Source organism: Paraburkholderia tropica (assembly GCF_900109265.1).
Classification (GTDB): domain Bacteria; phylum Pseudomonadota; class Gammaproteobacteria; order Burkholderiales; family Burkholderiaceae; genus Paraburkholderia; species Paraburkholderia tropica.
Genome location: NZ_FNZM01000026.1, coordinates 37,605 through 56,259 on the forward strand (window position 1 = coordinate 37,605; position 18,655 = coordinate 56,259).

Sequence of the window (18,655 nt, forward strand, 5' to 3'; positions counted from 1 at the left end):
ATTGAAGCTCACGGGCTGTGTACCCGTCGACCGCCGGGCGGCATGTCACTTCCGCGCTCGCTTGGCGGGTGCGGCCGCCGGCGCGGCTTCTGCGCGTTGACGGTGCGCGCGCGCTTCGTTGCGGGAAGCTGCGCCACTTCTGCTGATTTTGCGGCCTTGCCCGACGCGGGCTTTGCCTTCCCGACGCGCGTGAGGCTCGCCCGCAAAGCTTCCATGAGGTCGATGACCTGGCCGCCGGAGGGCACAGTTTCTTCGGTCGGCGCGACGATTTGCTGGCCTTCGATTTTCGCGTCGATTGCAGCGAGAACCCGTTTCTGTTCTACGTTCTCGTACTGTTCTGAATCGTATGTCTCGGATTCGCCCTGCGCGATAATCTGTAGCGCGAGCTTTAGCTCCGCATCCGACACCGGAACGTGTTCGATGTCCAGGTCCTTGAGTGAGCGAACTTCGGCCCCCCATAAAGCTGCTGGAAAACGAGGCCGTCGTCTGTCGCGCGGATCTGGACCATGTACGTCTTGCCCTTGTTGTTCCAGCTGGCGAGGGCACACCGGCCGCTGGCCAGCAGCGCGCGCTGAAGGAGGCTGTAGGGCTTGGCGCCGCGCTTGTCGGGGGCGACGAAGTACGCCTTGTCATAATAGATGGGATCGACCGCTCTGTCAGGCACGAAGGCCAGAATCTCGACGATATGGCTTGGACTTTCTTCCAGCGCTTTCAACTCGTCTGCCGTGAAAACGACGAATTTTCCTTTTTCGAATTCGTACCCCTTATTCATCTCGGAGCGTTCAACCTTCTTGCCGGTGCTCTTGGATACGTATTGCTGCTCCACCCGGGAACCGTCGGGCGCGAGCATGTTGAACCGGATTGTCGCGGAACTCTCCGTCGCGCTGTAGAGGCGAACGGGAATCGACACGAGGCCGAAGCTCAACGAGAGCGAGGCGATGGATCGGGCGGTAGCCATGGCCATTTCCTTGCGGAGCGTGGCGCTCCATGAACGGCGCGACTGGCGATCGCCGCGCACCGATAATCCAGATTAGCAGGTGCTGGGACTTTCCTGAAACCCCTCCGCGAAGAGCAGAAAGCATGCCGTTACTGTCCAACCCACGTGCATGCGAAAATGCTGACGCGCCTTTTATTCTGAGGAATGACGATGTCCATCGACCCGACCGAGATCGAACTGGCCAGTCTTCAGGCCGAGAAGAGCCAGCTGGTCTTTGAGCTGCGCGCAGCCCATCAGATCATCCGCAACGCCCTGAGCGTCATGACGATCGACGAGCAGATTCGCTGGGCAGAGATGAACGCGCGCGACGGCGTAGACGGCGATGGTGCTACCCGGGCGACAGAGCGCGACGCGCTACTGGCACACCCGCGAATGGCGATCGGCTCGGCGTGAGCGCGAAGTTCAAGATCCTGCAATTGAGATCCGCGCCAGTCATCGCATATATTGCCGAAACAATGACAGATGTATTGCGAAGTACACGTCGTGCCGTAACTCAGCAGCATGCATGGTGGCTTATTCTTCGTTCTCGGGCCAGACCCGAAGTCGGGCGATTTCAAATGCGCGCCGACGCTCCGGTACACCTCTGCGGGTGAGCCACCGCTTCGAGGTTGATTGCCAGGAATCAATGTCGAACCGCGTCCAGTCGCCGACCTGACGCCTGACTACCCGCGTGGTTTCAAGGCCCGGGGTCTCAGACTCGATGAGCAGGATGACCTTCGTCTTTGAGTTCGCGAAGCTGTCTTTCTCCAGCACGAGCGCGGAAGGTGGCATTGCCTCCGGAGACGTCGTTTCGCGCCCGGTGGGCGGGCGGTCTTCCGGACATTGCTTTGCCGACTGGTCGTCAGCTTCGGTTTCTTGCGGTGTCATGGCAGGAACGGGCAAATTCGGCACGAGGGGCGTACCGCTCATCTGCGGAGCCCATGCTGCGAAATAGGTGCCTTTTTGATTACGGAATCTGCGGGAAAAACTTTAGCATGTGCTTAAAACGGCTTGCGGGCTGCGTACTCCGGGAGTGATTCCCGCAGCTGGCAGCCTTGGGACGCCGCGGACTGTAGCCATAACCGCTCGAAGAGCATTTGTGTGAAACAGATTTTTATCAAAAGGAATGAGGCCATCCGCCTGTTAATCAAGAAGCGGGCGACGAGCGCGGGCGCGAAACCTCCGCGCGTCCAGACGACCGGCAGCGATATCGCGCCGGCTGCCGCTCTGGAGAGGCTCCTGCTCGACGTTCGGGCCGGTCGCATTAACGAATTTCATCTCGATGGTGATGACGGACCACATCACATCGTCATCACGAACTAGGTGTAGACAGTGATGATCCCAGCCGACTGGCTTTCTGTTTTCAAGCGGATGTACGAAGAGCGGCAATCTGCCGATGTGGATCGGCAGCACACGGATTTCGCGGTTCCTCGCCCGCAACCGCGGTTTGCTCGAGCCCGATGACATTTCCTGCTCATTGAGATCGGGGCCTTGCTGCTTTTTGGTGAAAACCCGCAACGGAAGTGACTTACCGCCGTCGGTCCATTCGGCAGCGAAAGAGCAGGAAACGGTGGATAAGGGTAATCTCCGATTGCGCCCAGAAAAAGCCCCTGAGGCGCTCCTCCTGTTTTGCCGCAGACTTGTTCTGCGGTTTTTTTGTCTCGCCAAAAGATGCGGTGGCACTGGCCAGGCTTGAGGGGGTAATCGATGCCCGCGGAATCGTCGAGGGTGCACTGGCCGAGTCGCGGGAGCGCGAGCAGGAGCGCGAAGCGGAGGTGTCCGCACTCCGTGCAGAGCTGACGGCCATTCGCGTGTCAATCGCGGGCGGCGCGCGAAAGCGCGTCCCGTTGAGGTTCACGGTCGTGAAAAGAAGAATGGATGACTGGATACTGTTACCGACCGGTAAGTTGGGCTGTTGGACAAAAATGGATATCGGTAGCCTGCCGACGGGGAGGGCTGCGCAGAATCGTTTTCCGGGAAAGCCGCTATTATCAAACCCCGGTTGTTTCGCCTGCGAGTGCCGCAATGACCGGCTGGTCATGTCGCATGGGGCGCTCCGAATAGCGACCCGGCAGTTCAGTCGGAAAAATCGCACCGTTTCCGTTTCAGGCCGGAAAAGAGCGCAGAGCGGACACCTGGGCAAAACTCCAGATGAACCGATGAACGTTAAAGATGACAGCACATTTCAAAGCGAGCGCGGGCCGTACGGCCTCCTATCCCATCACACGTGAGCAGGTTGAGGAACGTCTGGGACGGAGGGCGCCTTGGTTTCGTCCTGGTCAGTTGCGTGACGACGACAAGCATTTCGCCGTGTGTCCGTACTGTGACAACGCCATTCAGCTGAAGGGCATATATCGCAGACACGCGACGAGTCCCCGCCCATATGGTAGTCACGTGGGTGCGCCGATCGAGGGATTCGCGTTCGATCGGGTCGACCTGGAACATTGTCCGTTTCGACTCAGTCGCCAGTCGCATGGGAGGGCGGATCGTCGGGACATGGGACCGGTTGCGCGCCAGCTGATCGAACTGGCGATTTCGGAGTTTGACCGGATCGTTCTGATCCTGAGAGGGGACTTTGGCTTTCGCTTCTCGGACGCATTTGCCGGGCGAATGCTCAATCAATGGTTCGATTCGCGAGGTTTCTGTTATACCGGCGCTCATCTGCGAAATCTCCCGTGGATGATTGCGTATTTCGGACCTACGCAAACACTGTTTGGTCAGCGAGTCGGTGAAAATGCCGAGCTCTCCGACCGCATCAGGCAGAAGGTTCCCCAGGCCGGGCTCCCGAAAAGCGGGTGGCTGGAGAGGGGCACTGGCCGGTTTACTGTCGAGCTGCAGTGCCTGCACCACCGGATGGTGCAGATGGACACCGGTCTGCTGCGCGAGAGCATGAAGCTGCGGGTCCAGGATTTCACCTTGTCCAACGACGCGACGGTTGCGCCGACGCTCTATCAGAAGGAAGTCATTTTCGACCCCGATCGGTTCGAACGTCTGATGCACACCCGGAGTGAGCGCGCACGGAGGGACGAGAGGCTGCTGGAACGCGCCCGGACAATTGCTGCGAAGTGGCAACCCTGAGAAAAGCAGGCATACCAGGCATGGCTCTTTCGTTCCACCCGACCGACGAGCAGTGCGCCCCCCTCGAAGCAGCACTACTGGGCGGGAACCTCAAGATCAAAGCCTTCGCTGGCGCAGGCAAGACGTCGACACTCCAGTTGCTGGCCAGCGCCTTCGGACAGCGTCGCGGCATCTATCTCGCGTTCAATCGCGACATTGCAGCGGCCGCCGCGCGAAAATTTCCGATGCACGTTCCGGCGCGCACCATCCACGCACAGGCGTGGGGCGCGGCCGACGCCACGCTCAGGAGGCGTGGCAGCCTGGACGCCGAGCCGCCGCATGTTCTTGCGACGCGCCTGGGTATCGGCGCGGTGCAGGTGCAATCGGTGACCAACCGGATGGTCGAACTTGTGCCCTTCGAGACGGGGCGGATCGTCGCCGATGCGCTTGGCCGGTTCTGTCGCTCGGCCGACCCTCAGCCGGAGGCGTCGCACATCGTTGTGGACGAGAAGATCGACGGGGCGGACGCTGCGCAACTGCGTCACTGGCTGTTGCCGTTCGTGCGGCGACTGTGGGAGGAGAGTGCCGCGCCGCGCGCGCACAGCGCCGTGACGCCGGACATAGTGCTCAAGCGGTGGGCAATGTCGGCGCCGCTCATCGACGTGGACTACATTCTGTTCGACGAAGCGCAGGATAGCGATGGTGTGATGCTCTCGGTGCTCGCGCGCCAATGGAAGCGGGTGAGGGTGGCGAACGACTTCAGATTCCGGGGCGGCGACGGAAATCCGTTTCCTGACGAAGACGAGTTGCGGCTGCTTTACGTGGCTATCACGCGCGCGCAGCACGTGCTGGACATTTCCTCGATGCGCTCTGAGCTGCTGCGACTGGTTACTTGCGGCATGTGAAGTGGGAATCGACGGTGCGATTCTGTGTCGATATATACGAACGATTTTTTGCGAAATTGCCGGGCGATTGCGGTCCCTCTGCGGCGGCACGGAGCAGCATCCGATGATCGCAATTTGAGAAGGAGGGCGTAGGAGATCGCGCACCAGCCTTCTGACAAACCGGTCGTATGCAAATGCGGGGATCAGCTCAAGCGAACACCGGGATAGATGCCATCGCAGAAGGACCGGTTTTTTTAACTGCCGCGGCACTAGGAGCGGCGGCTTCAGGGCGTTTCCGGCAACTAGGTGCCGTCAATTGCCGGGTCAGCCGCAATCGGCTTCAAAAGTTAGCAGAGCGCCTTTCGAGTGATGGGCCGTGGGCCATCACTCGGGGCTTAAAGATGAGTCTCCGACGGGCTCTCACTTCGTCCAATATTTCGCCCGCTTTTCTGGCCGCGAGAGCAGCCCCCCGCACTTAACGGAGAAGAAACCTGTCTCGATTCGTGACGTTGGCGATCCAACTGGGTGCGCGGCCCCTTCCTGACCAGGTCGCCCCGGTGACTGGGTCACGGTATTTCGGTGGCAACGGCTCATGGACACGCTTTTTCGATACCCCAAGACTCAGAGATTCCCCGAAGACATCTTCTACGGTTAGTCCAAACTCGGCGACCTTGGCGCGGATGTCCGCGAGTACTTCTGCAACCTCCGAAGCTCTTGCGATCGCAGCCTGTTCCTCCAGTTCTGCGATCTGGGCTCTAAGCTCACTGTATGCCCCCATTCCGCTCACCCTCCGGCAAAGATGTCTGGAAACGATACACCAAGTGAAAAGCACTTGTTGCCGCCTGACCGCGATAGCCGTGGACATTCTCGGGTCGCGGTGCCGTGCGGCTTTAATGAACGGTGTTTGCCTGCCGCGCGCCGCGCCAGTTTCGGGCCGCCGAACGAAAGAACATGCGCCGCTATCAGGCACGGCGAACCTCCGAACTGGCGTCAGGTCCGAACGGCAGGCCTATCGCCGCGAGCACGCGTCGCGCCTGCGCAAATCCGCTATGCGGATGACGCTCGAAAATGTGATTGAACTCTTCGACGAGTGCGCGAGCACGCGACGGAATGGGCGCGTCGGGGCCTAGCATCAGGGCAGTCTGTCCGAACGTCACCGGTCCTGTCTTTATCATCGCACACAATCCGGTCTGTGCCCTGCCGCGCCCGAACAACTCCATGCCATAGGCGCGGATCATGGCGCGCACGATCGCTTCGGCTGCAGGTGCGAGGGGAGGCATGGCCTCAACCAGCCGCACGTGTGGCGAGCGTGCATCCGGTTGCGTGAACCGTCCTATATCCTCTATGTCGGAGTCCAGACGCTGCACTGGTAGATCCGCGCTGAACATCATGAGTCGAATGCGCTCGTAGAGCGCATCCTCTTCCGCTCTGGTGATCGGGATGTTTGACATTCCTCTACCTCGGGGGCCCTTGAATGATTTCCTTCGAAGCCTCTCCACGTATGTCGTCGGGATGGAGCGCGTTGAGGAACGTCCGGCCCTTACCGGTGAGGTACGCTCGGGGTGTTCCTTCACCACAGTGCTCCAGTATGACCAGTTGACGTTCGAGCAGGGCATCGAGCTCGTCGCGGTTCATGTCTAGCTGGTCCGGAGCCTGGCGAACCAGCATCAGTGTCGCGAATTCGTGTGGGCTGAGCATTTTCTTCTCCCATGAAACGGAGCGCCGGCAGTAGCGACAATCTTTGGGGAAAACAGATACGTATTGCAATCCGGATGACGGGCGCGGCGCTCAGGCGCCGACGCAGGCTGGCGAACCACCGCTGTTGATGCATCCAGCATTGATGGCGCGTATTGCGTACCCAACCGCGTCGCGGCGAGCCTCGTCTGCGCTTCTCCACTGCGGCGCATACCGGGGTAGATGCCAGTCCGCGGTCACGTGCCCATCGCGCCGGATGCGCACGACTGCTACGTAGCTGTCTGGGACGGGAACCGGCGCCCAATGACGCACCGGAAACGCTCGGGTCTCGATATCGAAGCCTTTCCAGCATTCGCACCCGCTGTGTACGTTGTCCATACCTTCCTCCGCATGACAGGCCACGCGAAACTGGCACGCGGGCCACTTCGCATGACCGGACTTGCACTGTTATCTACGCCTGCCCAACGCTTACCTCTATGCGTCGCGGTTTTGCCTCCTCGCGGCGAGGAATGGTGAGCTTCAGGACGCCATCGCGAAGCTGCGCGTCAATGCGTGAGACGTCGAAATCGGGACTTAGCGTAAACGCGCGCCAGTAGTGTGGGTGGCGTACCTCTCCATGACGCAGCCGCAGCCCGCACGGGGCTGGGATCACTGCCTCGGCCTCGATGTTCAGGCTGCCGTCCTGCACGCGCACATCGAGCCTTTCGCGCGTCACGCCCGGTAGGTCCGCGTAGAGCGTGATGCCTAACCGGTCCTCAAAAATGTCCACCGCGGGCGTGACCCGGTTGAGGCGTGCAGTTGATTGCGCACCGTCGCGCGAAGCAACATCGGTGCGGGGCTCACGGGTCGTCAGTTCAGTGCTTTGATTCATGATGTCCTCCGTGTTTTCTCGCATTTCATAGGTGCCAGTATCACTGCACCGCGATGGCGCGCGGTTTCGAGGCCTCGGAACGCCCGATGCTAACTGTCAGGCATCCGTTCACATAGCGCGCACTCGCCTTGTCCGGATCCGCATGCGGCGGTAGCTCGATCACTCGCCGGAACTCACCCATGAACCGTTCGCTGGCGTAGACGCGTGTCTCGGCGTCATTGGCGGAGGAGGGTAGCTCGCGTACGCCACTGATCGTCAGCAATCCCTTGTCGATCGCGACATCGATTGCTGCTGGATCAAGACCAGGTGCAAATGCGACGATCTCGACGGTGTCATCGGTGCTGCCGACGTTGACGGCAGGAAAGATCTCGCTGCGCGTAGCCCGCAGGCTTGCAGGAAAGCCCGCAAAGAGGCTGGTCAACTGACGCTGGAGGCGGTCGAACTCGCCTGGCAGATCGGTGCTGAAGAATAGGTCGCTCATGACTGGCTCCTGGAAATCGGGTGCCTCTCACCAAGCTTCGGACTGGACCACGCGCTCCAGCCCGCTTGCCCGTGGGACACACCCGCCGACAAACAAATCGAAACACGCAGCGCTTGATTGCGACTGCCTTAGCGATGCATAAAATAGCGCAAGGAACGGAAATTTCAAGTAGCCCTGCAACATGTCTACGGGAAGGCTTTATGGACTTTTTCGACAGGCTTCAGGAGCAGATTGACACCGTGCGCCTGCCACTCTTTGCTGTCACCGTCACGGCGGCGGCGCAGGTGAATACGCTGCTCATCGCAATACTCCACTGGCACGGATTCCGGCGCGCGACGCCGCTTGTCCTGCCCGGCATTGAGATCCCGCCACGACCGGTCCTGGGATCGGCCGTCCAGCTCGATGCACCCTGGCACCGCTTCGAGACCGTGGACGCCATGCTGCTGGATGCTGCCTGGCAGTCCGGCGCGTGGGAGATTGAGCGCGTCGAGCGGCGCGGTTGCAATGTGATCGGTGCAAGCGCTGCCGAGGCGCTCTGCTGCAGGCAGGCGTTCGGCGACTACGGAGAGGATGGTGCCCGCGACCGGCAGCTTCTCGATGACGAGACCGATCGCGAGGCGCTGATGCAGCTTGCCGCGTCCAGGGGTTATGTGCGCTGGCTCTTCCGCCCCGTCAAGGGCGGCCTGTGGAACACGCTCAAAGAAGCGGACGACACTCTGGACGCCGATGGCGGACGCCGGCCACCGTGTCCCGTACTGCCTGAGCCGCGCCGCCGGGATGGGCGCGGCCGCACGGTTTATCGCCTCGGCAAGGTTCAGCGCATTCTGTTGTCGTGCTGAAATAATTTGTTACAAAGAGCTATTTCCACGCCCCCTTGAAGGGTGCGATGGCCGCCTCTATTTCGCTTTCCGCCAGACATTGGCTCGGCTGCACGAAGGCATTTCACGCGCCCCATATGCAGCCGGATTCCCTTATTGGTGATCCTTTAATCGCTCAGGAGATGGAAATGCAGATTCGTCCCCTCTACGACCGGGTTATCGTCAAGCGAATCGAAACGCAGCGGACGACGGCCTCGGGCATCGTAATTCCCGATTCAGCGGCAGAAAAACCAGAACAGGGCGAAGTCGTTGCCGTCGGCAGCGGCCGGCTGCTGCAGGATGGAACGCTGCGCGCGCTCCAGCTGAAGGTCGGTGACCAGGTGATCTTCGGCAAGTACGCAGGCCAGACCGTGAAGGTCGATGGCGAGGAGCTGCTCGTCATGCGCGAGGAGGACGTCATGGGCGTCCTCGAGGCCGACGCGGGCGCCGCCCGCAAGGCCGCCTGACCTTTCGACCGGTCGCGGACACCGCCCGGTCGTTCGCGACGCGTTGAGTCAACGACTTTACCCGGAGCAACAACATGAGTGCCAAAGACGTCAAATTCCATGACAGCGCCCGCGCCCGCATCGTCAAGGGCGTGAACGTGCTCGCCGATGCCGTGAAGGTCACGCTCGGACCCAAAGGCCGCAACGTGCTGATCGAGCGCAGCTTCGGCGCGCCCACCATCACCAAGGATGGCGTGTCGGTCGCGAAAGAAATCGAGCTGAAGGACCGCTTCGAGAACATGGGTGCGCAGGTGGTGAAACAGGTTGCATCGAAGACCGCCGACGTAGCTGGGGACGGCACCACCACAGCCACGGTGCTTGCCCAGGCGATCGTGCAGGAAGGCATGAAGCACGTCGCCGCAGGCATGAATCCGATGGATCTGAAGCGCGGCATCGACAGGGCGGTCGCCGCCGTGCTCGACGAGTTGCGCAAGCTTTCAAAGCCGATTTCGACGAACCGCGAAATCGCTCAGGTCGGTTCCATCTCGGCCAACTCTGACGAGGCGATCGGCAAGATCATCGCTGACGCGATGGAGAGAGTCGGCAAGGAAGGCGTGATCACGGTCGAGGACGGCAAGTCACTCGAGAACGAACTCGACGTGGTCGAGGGTATGCAGTTCGACCGCGGCTACCTGAGCCCCTACTTCATCAACGATCCGGACAAGCAGGCGGCCTATCTCGACGACGCGCTGATCCTGCTGCACGACAAAAAGATCTCGAATATCCGTGACCTGCTCCCGGTCCTCGAAGCGAGCTCCAAGGCAGGCAAGCCCCTGCTGATCGTCGCGGAAGACATCGACGGTGAAGCATTGGCCACGCTTGTGGTCAACGCGATGCGCGGCATCCTGAAGGTCGCCGCCGTCAAGGCGCCCGGTTTCGGCGATCGTCGCAAGGCCATGCTCGAGGACATCGCCATCCTCACAGGCGCGACCGTCATCTCGGAAGAAACCGGCAAGCAGTTGCAGAAGGCCACGCTCGAGGATCTCGGATCAGCCAAACGCGTCGAGGTCCGCAAGGACGACACCATCATCATCGACGGCGCCGGTGACGCGAAGCGCATCGAGGCGCGCGTGAAGTCGATTCGTGCGCAGATCGAGGACACGACGAGCGACTACGATCGCGAGAAGCTGCAGGAGCGCGTGGCGAAGCTCGCCGGCGGCGTGGCCGTGATCAGGGTCGGGGCGGCCACCGAGGTCGAGATGAAGGAGAAGAAGGACCGTGTCGACGATGCGCTGCACGCCACGCGTGCGGCGGTCGAGGAAGGCATTGTGCCGGGTGGTGGCGTCGCGCTTGTGCGTGCGCGTTCGGCCGTGACGAGCCTGAAAGGCGTCAACAGCGATCAGGACGCGGGCATCCAGATCGTACTGCGCGCGCTCGAAGCTCCAATGCGCGTGATCGCCACAAACGCTGGCGATGAGCCTTCGGTGGTCATCGCGAAGGTGCTCGAAGGCAAGGGCAACTTCGGCTACAACGCGGCCACCGGCGAATACGGCGATCTTGTCGAGGCGGGGGTGGTCGATCCCACCAAGGTCACGCGCACGGCTCTGCAGAACGCCGCATCGATCGCTGGGCTGATCCTGACGACGGATGCAACGGTGGCCGAAGCGCCGAAGGACGAAAAGGCGGCGCCCGCGAATGCGCCGGAACTGGAGTACTGACCGTACATCGGTTCCGCTCTGCACCGGCCGTCCAGCCCGGCTGGTGCATTTTTTACGGCACTGTTCTTTCCGCCTTCGCGGGGGCAGCGCCGCTTTTTGCCTGAGACCGTCATGAAACTCGAACTTTTCATTGACTCAAGACCACTCGACATCGAGATCGATGACGTCGTAGCGGCACTGCTGGCCGCTCGGCTTGATCTGCCGGCAGGCGCCGACAACCAGGATGGTCTCGCTCGCTACCTGAGCGAGAAGGCAGCACCGTGGACGCTCGACGAAGAGCACATGCGCCGACGCATTCTCCGTCGGCTGATCCTGGATATCGCGGACCCGGCGCTCGTGATTCGCCATCTCATGGGCGATCGGTGAGCCGGGAGGCTCACCTGCAAAAATCACCGAGCCGTGCCCCGGGTTGCCTGAATGCTACGTTCATCGCCCGTTCATGATGTCATCCGATCCACGCCGCCGCAACAGTTCCGCGGAAGCACTTCCCGCCGGGATTCTCGGGCGCGACTACCTCAAGTTTCTGCAGCTGTCGGCCGACGATGCGCTTACCCGTGTGCTCGACAACGCGTCGCTGGAGAACGCGATAACGGCAATTTGCAGCGGAGCGATGCGCTCGGCGCGACCACCAATGAAAGTATTTTTCGATGGCTGCCGGTTTTGGCTGGCCAGTCATTTTCATCGCTATGAGGCGGCCCGCCGCCTCGGTGCGAATCACCAGGAATTCTGGTGCGACATCGAACCCGGCTCGAGGGATCACGCGCGGCGGTATGACGGCCGGCAGCGCTGAGAGGGCTGCTTGCTGCACGAACTGCCGGCGGCCTCTCTGTTGAGCGAAAGGCGGGTACTTTGCCCGGCCAGCGTTCATGCTGTTCTGGCCGGGTGGACGCACTCTGTGCAAGGGGAACGTGCATGTGAGCCGTGCGGGGTTCGCACCCGCGACCGACGGATTAAAGTCCGCTGCTCTCCCGCTGAGCTAAGGACCCGATCGGATCAAAGAATTTCGATGGTGCGGCTCGTGGACGGCGACGGGTCCGTTTTTGGAACGGTCAAGGTGAGCAGGCCATTGTCGAATTTCGCGAGGGCGCGGCCGGGGTCTGCGTATTCGGGCATGGGGATCGTCCGCTCGAAGCACCCGTGGGCACGCTCAAGCCGGTAGCAGCCGTTTTCCTCGCCGTGGACGTCCTGCTTTTTGTCGCCGCGCAGTACGAGCGCGCCGTCCTCGACGCTCACTGTTACGTCATCGCGCTCCATGCCGGGCAACTCAGCCGTCACGCGCAGCACCGGACCTTCGTCGACGACGTCGATGCGTGGCTGAAAGCGTGATGAACTGAAATCGCCGAACCATCGTTCGAGCGCGCTACGGCTCGCGAAGGGGTCGTGAAAAAATTCCTCTATTGCTCGCCACGATTCGCGCGGGAACAACCGCGTAACGTCGGTCCGATCGCTGCGCGACTGCGCATTGTCGCCCGCGTTCGGACCATCGGGGCTATAAGACTCGGACTTGCGAACGGCACCGCGAAGGAATTTGAAGAGATTCCACTTTTTCGGATCGGGGTTCATTGTTTCCTCCTTTTATCAGGTGCAGTATGGGAAGGGATCCTGTACCGATCGCGTCGGCGCGGGACATCGCAGACCTCTCATCGCGGCCTCCGCACAGTCGTGTCAGCGCGAAAACAAGATAGACACTTTCCGAGAGATTTCAAGCCGAAGCAAACGCTCTGGTCCACCGCGCTATCACGGCTGATTATCGAGGACCACGCCGCAAAGAATCGGCAGGGAAAGCTAATGCGCAATGTGCTGCAATCACGACGACGTACGGGCAGCGAAAGGAAGTGCTGAATGCGACCAGTTGATAGCGCAGAGCAAGCCCGTCCGTTGCCGGCATTCGTTAGTACCATGCTGCGAAGGCGGAAGGCAGCCATTTTTCTTTGCAGCGATGCGCGAGTTCAGGGACTCGTCGACCCGTACGGTTTAACCCCGCACCGCAATAATCTCCGACGCGACCGATTCAGCGGGTGGCGTCAGCGCGATTTTCCGTGTCCGCAGGCGTGGGGCGCCTGAGCCCGTAGCGATCGAGGTGTCCGCGCGATACATGTCGGATGCTTCGGGGAACCGCAAGCTGGTAGGAACAATAGCAGATATAACACGACGAATCGAAGGCGAGGAGGCGTTGAAGGAGGCGGATCGCCGCAAGGACGTTTTTCTAGCCACATTGGCCCATGAACTGCGCAACCCCTTGGCGCCTGTCATAAACGCGGCGCACCTGCTTCAGCGCACTAATTTGCCGCAGTCGCAGCTTTGCTGGATACGCGAGACGATCGAGCGGCACGCGAAACATCTCGCCGACCTCGTCGACGATCTTCTGGACCTCTCGAGGATTTCTGCTGGCAAAGTCAGGTTACGAGACGAGGTCTTCGATATAAGGACCGCGATCCAACGCGCGATCGAGATTAACGCGCCTGCAGCAGCTACACGCCGTCACCGACTGCACACGCCACGCCTCGATCACATCAGCGCGATCTGGGTGAAAGGCGACCTGACGCGAATCACGCAGATCGTGTCGAACCTGTTAGACAACGCAATCAAGTATACCCCCGTCGGCGGCGAGATTCGGCTGACGCTGGATCGACGTGAACGTGTGGTGCTGGTGGTAGTGGAGGATAACGGTACAGGCATGGATCCGGCCTCGATACAGAGCATGTTCGAACTGTTCAATCAGGAAAGGCCAGACGGTGAAAGCGGGAAGGCGGGCTTGGGCATAGGACTTTCTCTCGCCCGCTCGCTGGTCGCGATGCATGGCGGAGCCGTATATGCAACCAGTGAGGGCCGAGGAAGGGGCAGCCGCTTCTATGTCGAGCTTCCCGCCTGCGACGAGCCCGAAATGTCGGGGGCGCAAGACTCACAGGCCTCTCCCCAATCAATCCCGGTGTTGAACGTCATGATCGTCGACGACAACTTCGACGCCGCAGAATCACTTGCTGCAATCATCGGCGAAATCCATCGGGTCCGAACCGCCGCCAACGGGGAAGACGCACTGAAACTCGCAGACGCATCTCCACCAGACGTCGTGGTTCTCGATCTTTCGCTGCCGGACGTTTCTGGTTATGAAATCGCGCGGCGCCTACTCGGGAAAGAGAAGTGCAACGGGCGGATAACTCTTATCGCGTTGACGGGGCATGGGCAACCGGAGGATAGAGAACGGGCTCGCCGGGCGGGATTCGACCATCACCTCGTAAAGCCCGTGCCCCCGCAAGAGCTGCTGAAGTTGCTGAACGCGATCGCCGGGCGAAGGGCGATGCGGCTCCCCGACGCAGGTTCCCAGGAGCTCTCGCATGCGCCTCCGTCTGACGCGGAGTTGCAGAGCAGGGCAAGACGCCAGGAGTAACTAAAGCGTCAGGACTCGCCGCGATCAGCCCGAGTTGTTTCGGGGTCGAAAAAAGAGCGAACGAGCATTGTAAATGCGCTGCCGTCGTCGCCTTTTCTGAATATCGCGTCGAAGTGCCCCGCAGCGCCGCGTCCCATGACCTCCGACAGGTCATACGCGGTTGCTGCGATGACCGGGACCTCTGCCGTCGAAGGCACACTTCGAAGAACGGTGGCGACCTCAAACCCGTCATACACCGGCAACTGGATGTCGAGCACCACGACGTCTGGCACCCAGGCCCGCAGCGTGTCGATTGCTTCCATGCCAGACACGCGACCCGGACGTCGAAAGACTCCAGCGTCAGAAGGGCCGCTGTCGCTTCGCGCATACCGACATCGTCGTCCACGATAAGTATCCTCGCAGGACTGTGTGGCTTAAGGACCATTCGGCCCGTAAGCCGCTTGGACGCGACTTCGGCGTAAGGCGAAGAACCGCTGTCGACACGGATCGGCATGTTAAGAAACCATTAAGTTATCCACCACTGGAAAAAATGATAGTATCCGCAAAAAACGCTGCTACCAAAATACTTGCCGCTCCACGGCTGGCAAATCGATAACCCCGTTCGCAAAAACTGTTCACTGCACTCGCGCATGTGAGTTAAATAGAACGCGGCTAAAGAAAATGCGCGTGTTCCGGCTTCACGGAGGGGTAGCGTTGGCGAAAGTATTACTTGTCGAGGATGACCATAGGCTACTGGACGCGACCGCAGCGTTACTTGAATATTCTGGACACGCCGCGATCCGTGCGGAAAACGGGGCGGAAGGGCTTCGTCTTGCGCGGCTCGATAAGGTCGACCTGATAATCACCGATTATATGATGCCAGTCATGGACGGGCTTGAGCTGGCATCAGCCGTCCATTCGGACCCCGCGCTCAATGGCATCCCGGTCATCGTCCTTTCCGCGGTAGCATTTGCCCCATGCGATCCCGCTGTTCGGGCGTTTGTGCGCAAGCCTTTCGTGCCGGGCCACTTGTTGGGCCTCGTTTCAGAGCACGCCCTGAAACGACCCTGATCACCCCTCCGAAGCGTCTGCGCAGTGTTTGCGCCTGCACGCGGTCCGTTAGAGCGGAAGCATCGGGTTGTGTCGAAGTGGATCAGGCGCTGGCTCCGACGCCCACGCTGACGGTTGCTATCTTTCGTAGCAGACACTGCTGGGAGTTCTTCGTCCCCGCACATTCGCGCGAAAAACGGCAGGAGGCATAGAGGCATCTTCGGTCCCCACGGTCGTCCGGGGCGCCGTCGGAGAGTATCTTCGTGAGGCGACGCGAAATGTCCTGATTCCGTCGTTGGCCCGAACCTGTCGGGGAAAGCGCATGCTTCCAACGTTATCTCCCGAACCAGGCAGCGGCTAGCGTTTCATGACCCAAAAAAAGCCGCCAACGTCTGCACGTGGCGGCTTAGATGCTTGGGACGTTTGCGAATCCCAAGCGGGCCAACTGATGAAGTGTCGAATTCAGTCAGCCTGATGGCTGCTCGTTGATGATCGAGGTGGACGCGGGGAAGAGCGCTGAAGCGGCGCTGTTTTCTGCCTCGGCATCAGGCAATCGCCATCCGGCCTGTATTCGACGGTTTCGCCGTCTAGGAGGGGTTGTTCTCCAGTGCAAAAGAAATGAGTTCGCCTTCCCATTTGAAATAGGCGTAGCAACGACCGCGCCCTTGCGTGATCGCGAAAACGTACTCGCTCCCGTTCAACGTACCGCGAAGCGACCTCGACCATTTGATCATGGGGCGGCTTCGCATGATTCGATAGCGCCAGGCCTGAACGGCCTCACCGAAATCCACGATCACCATACCACGTCGATCCCGATCAGATCCGACATAATCTCTCATGCTCGACCTTACTCCGCGTCAACCGGCTTGATGGCAGATTCGTCTTCGGATGCCGACCAGGTCAGCGGCAGACGACCTGAAGAAGACCGTATTTTTGGTGAGCAGAATGAAAGGTGCAAGCCTTGGGAAAATTTTATGCTGAATGAATTTTTCAACGACCATAGGCTAGACCACGCTGGTTGCCCTCAGGCTCTGAGCTCATCAGCGCATGAATGTCGGAAGCAAGGCTCCAGGTGGCTTCTGGCCGGCGCTGGCAGGCTAGCAGGGCGGGATTGGCACCGGAGAACGGAATACCGTCCGAGGAACGGCGCAGCTGGACGTTCTCAGCCGTCCGCAGGTACCAGCCTCGCAATCGTTACGAGCAGCGTCCGGGCCGCGTACGGCTTGTCCAGAACCGCAGCAAAAAGATGGGAGTTCGTCCGCGCCACCGCTCCTTGGGCCGCTGTCGCCAGGATGACAGGTATGCCACGTGTGGAAGGCTCCGATTGCATGGCAACAGCTAGATCGAGACCCGTCATCAGCGGCATCATGTAATCGGTGACGACAACATCGGGCGAGACTTTCCGCACGAGCTCCAGCGCTTCCACTCCGTTCTGGGCGACGTGCACGATGTAACCAGCATCTTCGAGAAAGAAGGCTAGAAAATCAGTTATCAGGGTCTCATCATCGACTACAACGACTGTCTTCATTCCGGGTCACTCTTGTTGCCTGCCGCATTGATTTAGGCCTTGTTGAGCCTGGCGGCTACCTTAAGGAGAATCTCCTTTGAGTGCGGCGCGCTAGGCCGGTCCGGACACGGAATCCGGAATAATGAGTTTCGTCACTGCAGGTTTGAAGGCGCTATCGCGTATCTTCAGCACTTTCATGCCCTGGTACAACCTGCCATCCGTCTCCTCCAGCTCCATACCGATAACATTGTCGAACAGGCTCAGCGCCTCGGTAGCCTGCATGTCAAGCGGCCCGCTTCCGGTCGTTTCCCACGTGCAAACCAGGGTGACACCCATCACGCGTAGCTGATTGGTCAATGCGGCCAGAAATTCGGTGAAACGGTGACGGTCGGCACTCGCCCGATCAAAGCCGGCCAGTCCGTCCACGACGACCCGTTGCACGTTTCGAGCCTGAACGGCATCAAGCAGCTGGTAGCCGAGTTTGTCGATGACGTTTTCGGTCAACGGATTCCAGATCACGTCCACGGCGCCATCGGCAACCATGCGCTCCATATCGACGCCGAGTGCGCGCGCCTTGCTCGCAAGACGGGCGGGACTTTCATAGAATCCAAAATGCAATGCGGGTGTCTCCGCAGTCGCCAGACGCAGGAAATTCAAGCCAAAGCTCGTCTTGCCGCTGCCGCCGGTTCCGATAACCGCCGTCGCCGAGCATGCGGGCAGGCCGCCACTAATTTGCTGGTCAAGCTCGTCCACCCCGCTCGATACGCGTTCGCGCGGCGCGTGGTCTCTGCCCAAGGGCCGGGCGTAGAGGCTTTCAAATCTGGGATAAACCGCGATGCCGGTGCCGTCAATGAGATAGTGATGAAGGCCACCGAGTGCAGCGCTTCCCCGGGACTTGGAGACTCGAAGCTGGCGTACTGTCCGCGATCCGGAGAGGCATTCCTCCAGCTGAATTACACCGTCCACCATCGTATGTTCCGGGCTTGACTCGTCAATTCTTGCACTGGTCAGAAAAAGCACGGTGCAACCGCTGAAGGATGCATGCCCCTGTAGCTCCGCCACAAATGTCTTGACGTCGAGTGACGTGGGGGCGCTCTCGCGTGCGTTGAGCAATCCGTCAAGAATCAGCATTGTCGTGCCTTGGCGCGCAATCTCCTTGCGTAACATTTCCACAAGTGCGCCCAGGCCGTCGACGCGTAGTGTGCGGAAAAGGCTCAGATATGTGACGTCCCTTCCTACGAAGTCGGATTCATAGAACTCCAGCGTCGACAGGGATTGGAAAAGACGCTCGTGTGTTTCAGCCAGCAGTGTGATGTACAGGACCTTTGCGCCCTGACGCGCCTGGCCGAAAGCGATCTGGTTCGCGAGAATAGTCTTGCCCGCTCCGGGCCGCCCCTGGAGAATGTAGGCGGAGCCGGCTATGAGGCCCCCGCCGAGAACCGCATCTAGTCCAGGTACGTGACTGTTCAGGCGGGTGAGTGTCTTGTGCATCGCGTCGTCGCTTTGGCTGCAGAGGTTGGCCGGTTTCGGCCCAGACGACCGCCGGGTCGGGGTCGCATGATGGCATTATGCGTCACCTGGACGGCGTCTGCCATGCTTCGGCGGCGCGAACGGTGGCGCGGTAGCGGGCAAGGCCTCCGGGACCGGTAAGGCGGGCGCCCCATTTTTCCCTTCACAACGCTCGAGGCGCAGCGCGGCGGCGTGTGAAGAAACACTGGAGTGGTACGTGAGGGAACTTCGTTAGCG

General features: G+C 60.4%; 25 protein-coding genes. 12 read left to right on the forward strand and 13 right to left on the reverse strand.

What is annotated here, in order from left to right; all coding sequences use genetic code 11:
* Positions 1-8: 8 nt before the first annotated feature.
* Together BMY06_RS40690 and ku are read right to left on the reverse strand one after the other, a co-directional pair.
* Positions 9-407, reverse strand: coding sequence for a hypothetical protein (locus tag BMY06_RS40690; RefSeq protein ID WP_390970972.1), 399 nt, complete (start codon positions 405-407; stop codon positions 9-11).
* Positions 389-958 carry a non-homologous end joining protein Ku gene (gene ku / locus BMY06_RS40695; RefSeq protein WP_390970974.1) on the reverse strand — a complete coding sequence of 190 codons (570 nt, stop codon included), beginning with the start codon at positions 956-958 and terminating at the stop codon, positions 389-391. Before ku ends, BMY06_RS40690 begins: the two co-directional genes overlap by 19 nt.
* A gap of 189 nt (positions 959-1,147) precedes the next feature.
* Here ku and BMY06_RS33265 point away from each other — a divergent pair, with 189 nt between their 5' ends.
* Positions 1,148-1,390: a hypothetical protein gene (locus BMY06_RS33265; protein ID WP_080180632.1), complete on the forward strand. Its 243-nt coding sequence runs from the start codon at positions 1,148-1,150 to the stop codon at positions 1,388-1,390.
* A gap of 120 nt (positions 1,391-1,510) precedes the next feature.
* On the opposite strand, the gene BMY06_RS33270 is transcribed toward BMY06_RS33265, so the two are convergent.
* Positions 1,511-1,906, reverse strand: coding sequence for a hypothetical protein (locus tag BMY06_RS33270; protein WP_124263276.1), 396 nt, complete (start codon positions 1,904-1,906; stop codon positions 1,511-1,513).
* A gap of 171 nt (positions 1,907-2,077) precedes the next feature.
* On the opposite strand from BMY06_RS33270, the gene BMY06_RS40700 reads away from it, so the two are divergent.
* From BMY06_RS40700 to BMY06_RS33285, 4 genes are all read left to right on the forward strand, one after another.
* The gene (locus BMY06_RS40700) at positions 2,078-2,299 is read left to right on the forward strand and encodes a hypothetical protein (RefSeq protein WP_074987253.1); all 222 of its coding nucleotides are present in this window, start codon (positions 2,078-2,080) and stop codon (positions 2,297-2,299) included.
* A gap of 317 nt (positions 2,300-2,616) precedes the next feature.
* Complete coding sequence (locus BMY06_RS39205) at positions 2,617-3,207, forward strand: hypothetical protein (protein WP_124263274.1); 591 nt, start codon at positions 2,617-2,619, stop codon at positions 3,205-3,207.
* A 163-nt stretch (positions 3,208-3,370) separates the two neighbouring features.
* A complete protein-coding gene (locus BMY06_RS33280) occupies positions 3,371-4,054 on the forward strand; it encodes a hypothetical protein (RefSeq protein ID WP_074987254.1) in 684 nt (227 codons plus the stop codon).
* Positions 4,055-4,074: 20 nt separating this feature from the next.
* Positions 4,075-4,938 (forward strand): hypothetical protein, encoded by an 864-nt coding sequence (locus tag BMY06_RS33285; protein ID WP_074987255.1) that lies wholly within the window; start codon positions 4,075-4,077, stop codon positions 4,936-4,938.
* Positions 4,939-5,392: 454 nt separating this feature from the next.
* On the opposite strand, the gene BMY06_RS33290 is transcribed toward BMY06_RS33285, so the two are convergent.
* From BMY06_RS33290 to BMY06_RS33315, 6 genes are all read right to left on the reverse strand, one after another.
* A complete protein-coding gene (locus tag BMY06_RS33290) occupies positions 5,393-5,695 on the reverse strand; it encodes an H-NS histone family protein (RefSeq protein ID WP_074987256.1) in 303 nt (100 codons plus the stop codon).
* Positions 5,696-5,879: 184 nt separating this feature from the next.
* The gene (locus tag BMY06_RS33295) at positions 5,880-6,368 is read right to left on the reverse strand and encodes a hypothetical protein (RefSeq protein ID WP_074987257.1); all 489 of its coding nucleotides are present in this window, start codon (positions 6,366-6,368) and stop codon (positions 5,880-5,882) included.
* A gap of 4 nt (positions 6,369-6,372) precedes the next feature.
* Positions 6,373-6,615, reverse strand: coding sequence for a hypothetical protein (locus BMY06_RS33300; RefSeq protein ID WP_074987258.1), 243 nt, complete (start codon positions 6,613-6,615; stop codon positions 6,373-6,375).
* Between the two features lie 90 nt (positions 6,616-6,705).
* Positions 6,706-6,990 (reverse strand): DUF6566 family protein, encoded by a 285-nt coding sequence (locus BMY06_RS40585; RefSeq protein ID WP_074987259.1) that lies wholly within the window; start codon positions 6,988-6,990, stop codon positions 6,706-6,708.
* A gap of 73 nt (positions 6,991-7,063) precedes the next feature.
* A complete protein-coding gene (locus tag BMY06_RS33310; protein ID WP_074987296.1) occupies positions 7,064-7,483 on the reverse strand; it encodes an Hsp20/alpha crystallin family protein in 420 nt (139 codons plus the stop codon).
* Positions 7,484-7,523: 40 nt separating this feature from the next.
* Positions 7,524-7,964 carry an Hsp20/alpha crystallin family protein gene (locus BMY06_RS33315; RefSeq protein ID WP_074987260.1) on the reverse strand — a complete coding sequence of 147 codons (441 nt, stop codon included), beginning with the start codon at positions 7,962-7,964 and terminating at the stop codon, positions 7,524-7,526.
* 200 nt (positions 7,965-8,164) lie between these two features.
* Between BMY06_RS33315 and BMY06_RS33320 the strand changes: the two genes are divergently transcribed.
* The 5 genes from BMY06_RS33320 to BMY06_RS33340 all read left to right on the forward strand — a co-directional run bounded on the left by BMY06_RS33320 (position 8,165) and on the right by BMY06_RS33340 (position 11,775).
* Positions 8,165-8,803 (forward strand): diguanylate cyclase, encoded by a 639-nt coding sequence (locus tag BMY06_RS33320; RefSeq protein WP_074987261.1) that lies wholly within the window; start codon positions 8,165-8,167, stop codon positions 8,801-8,803.
* 167 nt (positions 8,804-8,970) lie between these two features.
* On the forward strand, positions 8,971-9,288 hold the full coding sequence (locus BMY06_RS33325; protein WP_074987297.1) for a co-chaperone GroES: 318 nt from the start codon (positions 8,971-8,973) through the stop codon (positions 9,286-9,288).
* Between the two features lie 74 nt (positions 9,289-9,362).
* On the forward strand, positions 9,363-10,985 hold the full coding sequence (groL, locus tag BMY06_RS33330) for a chaperonin GroEL (RefSeq protein ID WP_074987262.1): 1,623 nt from the start codon (positions 9,363-9,365) through the stop codon (positions 10,983-10,985).
* Between the two features lie 111 nt (positions 10,986-11,096).
* On the forward strand, positions 11,097-11,351 hold the full coding sequence (locus BMY06_RS33335) for a hypothetical protein (protein WP_074987263.1): 255 nt from the start codon (positions 11,097-11,099) through the stop codon (positions 11,349-11,351).
* Between the two features lie 73 nt (positions 11,352-11,424).
* Positions 11,425-11,775, forward strand: coding sequence for a hypothetical protein (locus tag BMY06_RS33340; RefSeq protein ID WP_074987264.1), 351 nt, complete (start codon positions 11,425-11,427; stop codon positions 11,773-11,775).
* A gap of 203 nt (positions 11,776-11,978) precedes the next feature.
* Here BMY06_RS33340 and BMY06_RS33350 read toward each other — a convergent pair whose 3' ends face one another.
* On the reverse strand, positions 11,979-12,548 hold the full coding sequence (locus BMY06_RS33350; RefSeq protein ID WP_074987265.1) for an Hsp20/alpha crystallin family protein: 570 nt from the start codon (positions 12,546-12,548) through the stop codon (positions 11,979-11,981).
* A gap of 532 nt (positions 12,549-13,080) precedes the next feature.
* Between BMY06_RS33350 and BMY06_RS33355 the strand changes: the two genes are divergently transcribed.
* Positions 13,081-14,373, forward strand: a complete 1,293-nt coding sequence (locus tag BMY06_RS33355; protein WP_080180633.1) for a hybrid sensor histidine kinase/response regulator — start codon at positions 13,081-13,083, stop codon at positions 14,371-14,373.
* Between the two features lie 8 nt (positions 14,374-14,381).
* Here the strand turns inward: BMY06_RS33355 and BMY06_RS33360 are convergent, their stop codons facing one another.
* Entirely contained in the window at positions 14,382-14,675 is a 294-nt protein-coding gene (locus BMY06_RS33360; RefSeq protein ID WP_074987267.1) for a response regulator, read from the reverse strand.
* A 391-nt stretch (positions 14,676-15,066) separates the two neighbouring features.
* On the opposite strand from BMY06_RS33360, the gene BMY06_RS33365 reads away from it, so the two are divergent.
* A complete protein-coding gene (locus BMY06_RS33365; RefSeq protein ID WP_161495582.1) occupies positions 15,067-15,423 on the forward strand; it encodes a response regulator in 357 nt (118 codons plus the stop codon).
* 1,141 nt (positions 15,424-16,564) lie between these two features.
* Here the strand turns inward: BMY06_RS33365 and BMY06_RS33375 are convergent.
* Positions 16,565-16,930: a response regulator gene (locus BMY06_RS33375; protein ID WP_074987270.1), complete on the reverse strand. Its 366-nt coding sequence runs from the start codon at positions 16,928-16,930 to the stop codon at positions 16,565-16,567.
* Between the two features lie 90 nt (positions 16,931-17,020).
* A complete protein-coding gene (locus tag BMY06_RS33380) occupies positions 17,021-18,400 on the reverse strand; it encodes an RAD55 family ATPase (RefSeq protein WP_074987271.1) in 1,380 nt (459 codons plus the stop codon).
* Positions 18,401-18,655: the final 255 nt, after the last annotated feature.

What these genes read in the sequence shown, in the direction of transcription:
- ku (WP_390970974.1), bottom strand. Translation starts at nt 958, where the DNA reads ATGGCTACCGCCCGATCCATCGCCTCGCTCTCGTTGAGCTTCGGCCTC.
- BMY06_RS33360 (WP_074987267.1), bottom strand. Translation starts at nt 14,675, where the DNA reads ATGGAAGCAATCGACACGCTGCGGGCCTGGGTGCCAGACGTCGTGGTG.
- BMY06_RS33290 (WP_074987256.1), bottom strand. Translation starts at nt 5,695, where the DNA reads ATGGGGGCATACAGTGAGCTTAGAGCCCAGATCGCAGAACTGGAGGAA.
- BMY06_RS33295 (WP_074987257.1), bottom strand. Translation starts at nt 6,368, where the DNA reads ATGTCAAACATCCCGATCACCAGAGCGGAAGAGGATGCGCTCTACGAG.
- BMY06_RS33300 (WP_074987258.1), bottom strand. Translation starts at nt 6,615, where the DNA reads ATGCTCAGCCCACACGAATTCGCGACACTGATGCTGGTTCGCCAGGCT.
- BMY06_RS33350 (WP_074987265.1), bottom strand. Translation starts at nt 12,548, where the DNA reads ATGAACCCCGATCCGAAAAAGTGGAATCTCTTCAAATTCCTTCGCGGT.
- BMY06_RS33335 (WP_074987263.1), top strand. Translation starts at nt 11,097, where the DNA reads ATGAAACTCGAACTTTTCATTGACTCAAGACCACTCGACATCGAGATC.
- BMY06_RS33355 (WP_080180633.1), top strand. Translation starts at nt 13,081, where the DNA reads ATGTCGGATGCTTCGGGGAACCGCAAGCTGGTAGGAACAATAGCAGAT.
- BMY06_RS33340 (WP_074987264.1), top strand. Translation starts at nt 11,425, where the DNA reads ATGATGTCATCCGATCCACGCCGCCGCAACAGTTCCGCGGAAGCACTT.
- BMY06_RS33375 (WP_074987270.1), bottom strand. Translation starts at nt 16,930, where the DNA reads ATGAAGACAGTCGTTGTAGTCGATGATGAGACCCTGATAACTGATTTT.
- BMY06_RS33265 (WP_080180632.1), top strand. Translation starts at nt 1,148, where the DNA reads ATGTCCATCGACCCGACCGAGATCGAACTGGCCAGTCTTCAGGCCGAG.
- BMY06_RS33310 (WP_074987296.1), bottom strand. Translation starts at nt 7,483, where the DNA reads ATGAATCAAAGCACTGAACTGACGACCCGTGAGCCCCGCACCGATGTT.
- BMY06_RS33270 (WP_124263276.1), bottom strand. Translation starts at nt 1,906, where the DNA reads ATGAGCGGTACGCCCCTCGTGCCGAATTTGCCCGTTCCTGCCATGACA.
- BMY06_RS33320 (WP_074987261.1), top strand. Translation starts at nt 8,165, where the DNA reads ATGGACTTTTTCGACAGGCTTCAGGAGCAGATTGACACCGTGCGCCTG.
- BMY06_RS40585 (WP_074987259.1), bottom strand. Translation starts at nt 6,990, where the DNA reads ATGGACAACGTACACAGCGGGTGCGAATGCTGGAAAGGCTTCGATATC.
- BMY06_RS33285 (WP_074987255.1), top strand. Translation starts at nt 4,075, where the DNA reads ATGGCTCTTTCGTTCCACCCGACCGACGAGCAGTGCGCCCCCCTCGAA.
- BMY06_RS33380 (WP_074987271.1), bottom strand. Translation starts at nt 18,400, where the DNA reads ATGCACAAGACACTCACCCGCCTGAACAGTCACGTACCTGGACTAGAT.
- BMY06_RS33315 (WP_074987260.1), bottom strand. Translation starts at nt 7,964, where the DNA reads ATGAGCGACCTATTCTTCAGCACCGATCTGCCAGGCGAGTTCGACCGC.
- BMY06_RS33325 (WP_074987297.1), top strand. Translation starts at nt 8,971, where the DNA reads ATGCAGATTCGTCCCCTCTACGACCGGGTTATCGTCAAGCGAATCGAA.
- groL (WP_074987262.1), top strand. Translation starts at nt 9,363, where the DNA reads ATGAGTGCCAAAGACGTCAAATTCCATGACAGCGCCCGCGCCCGCATC.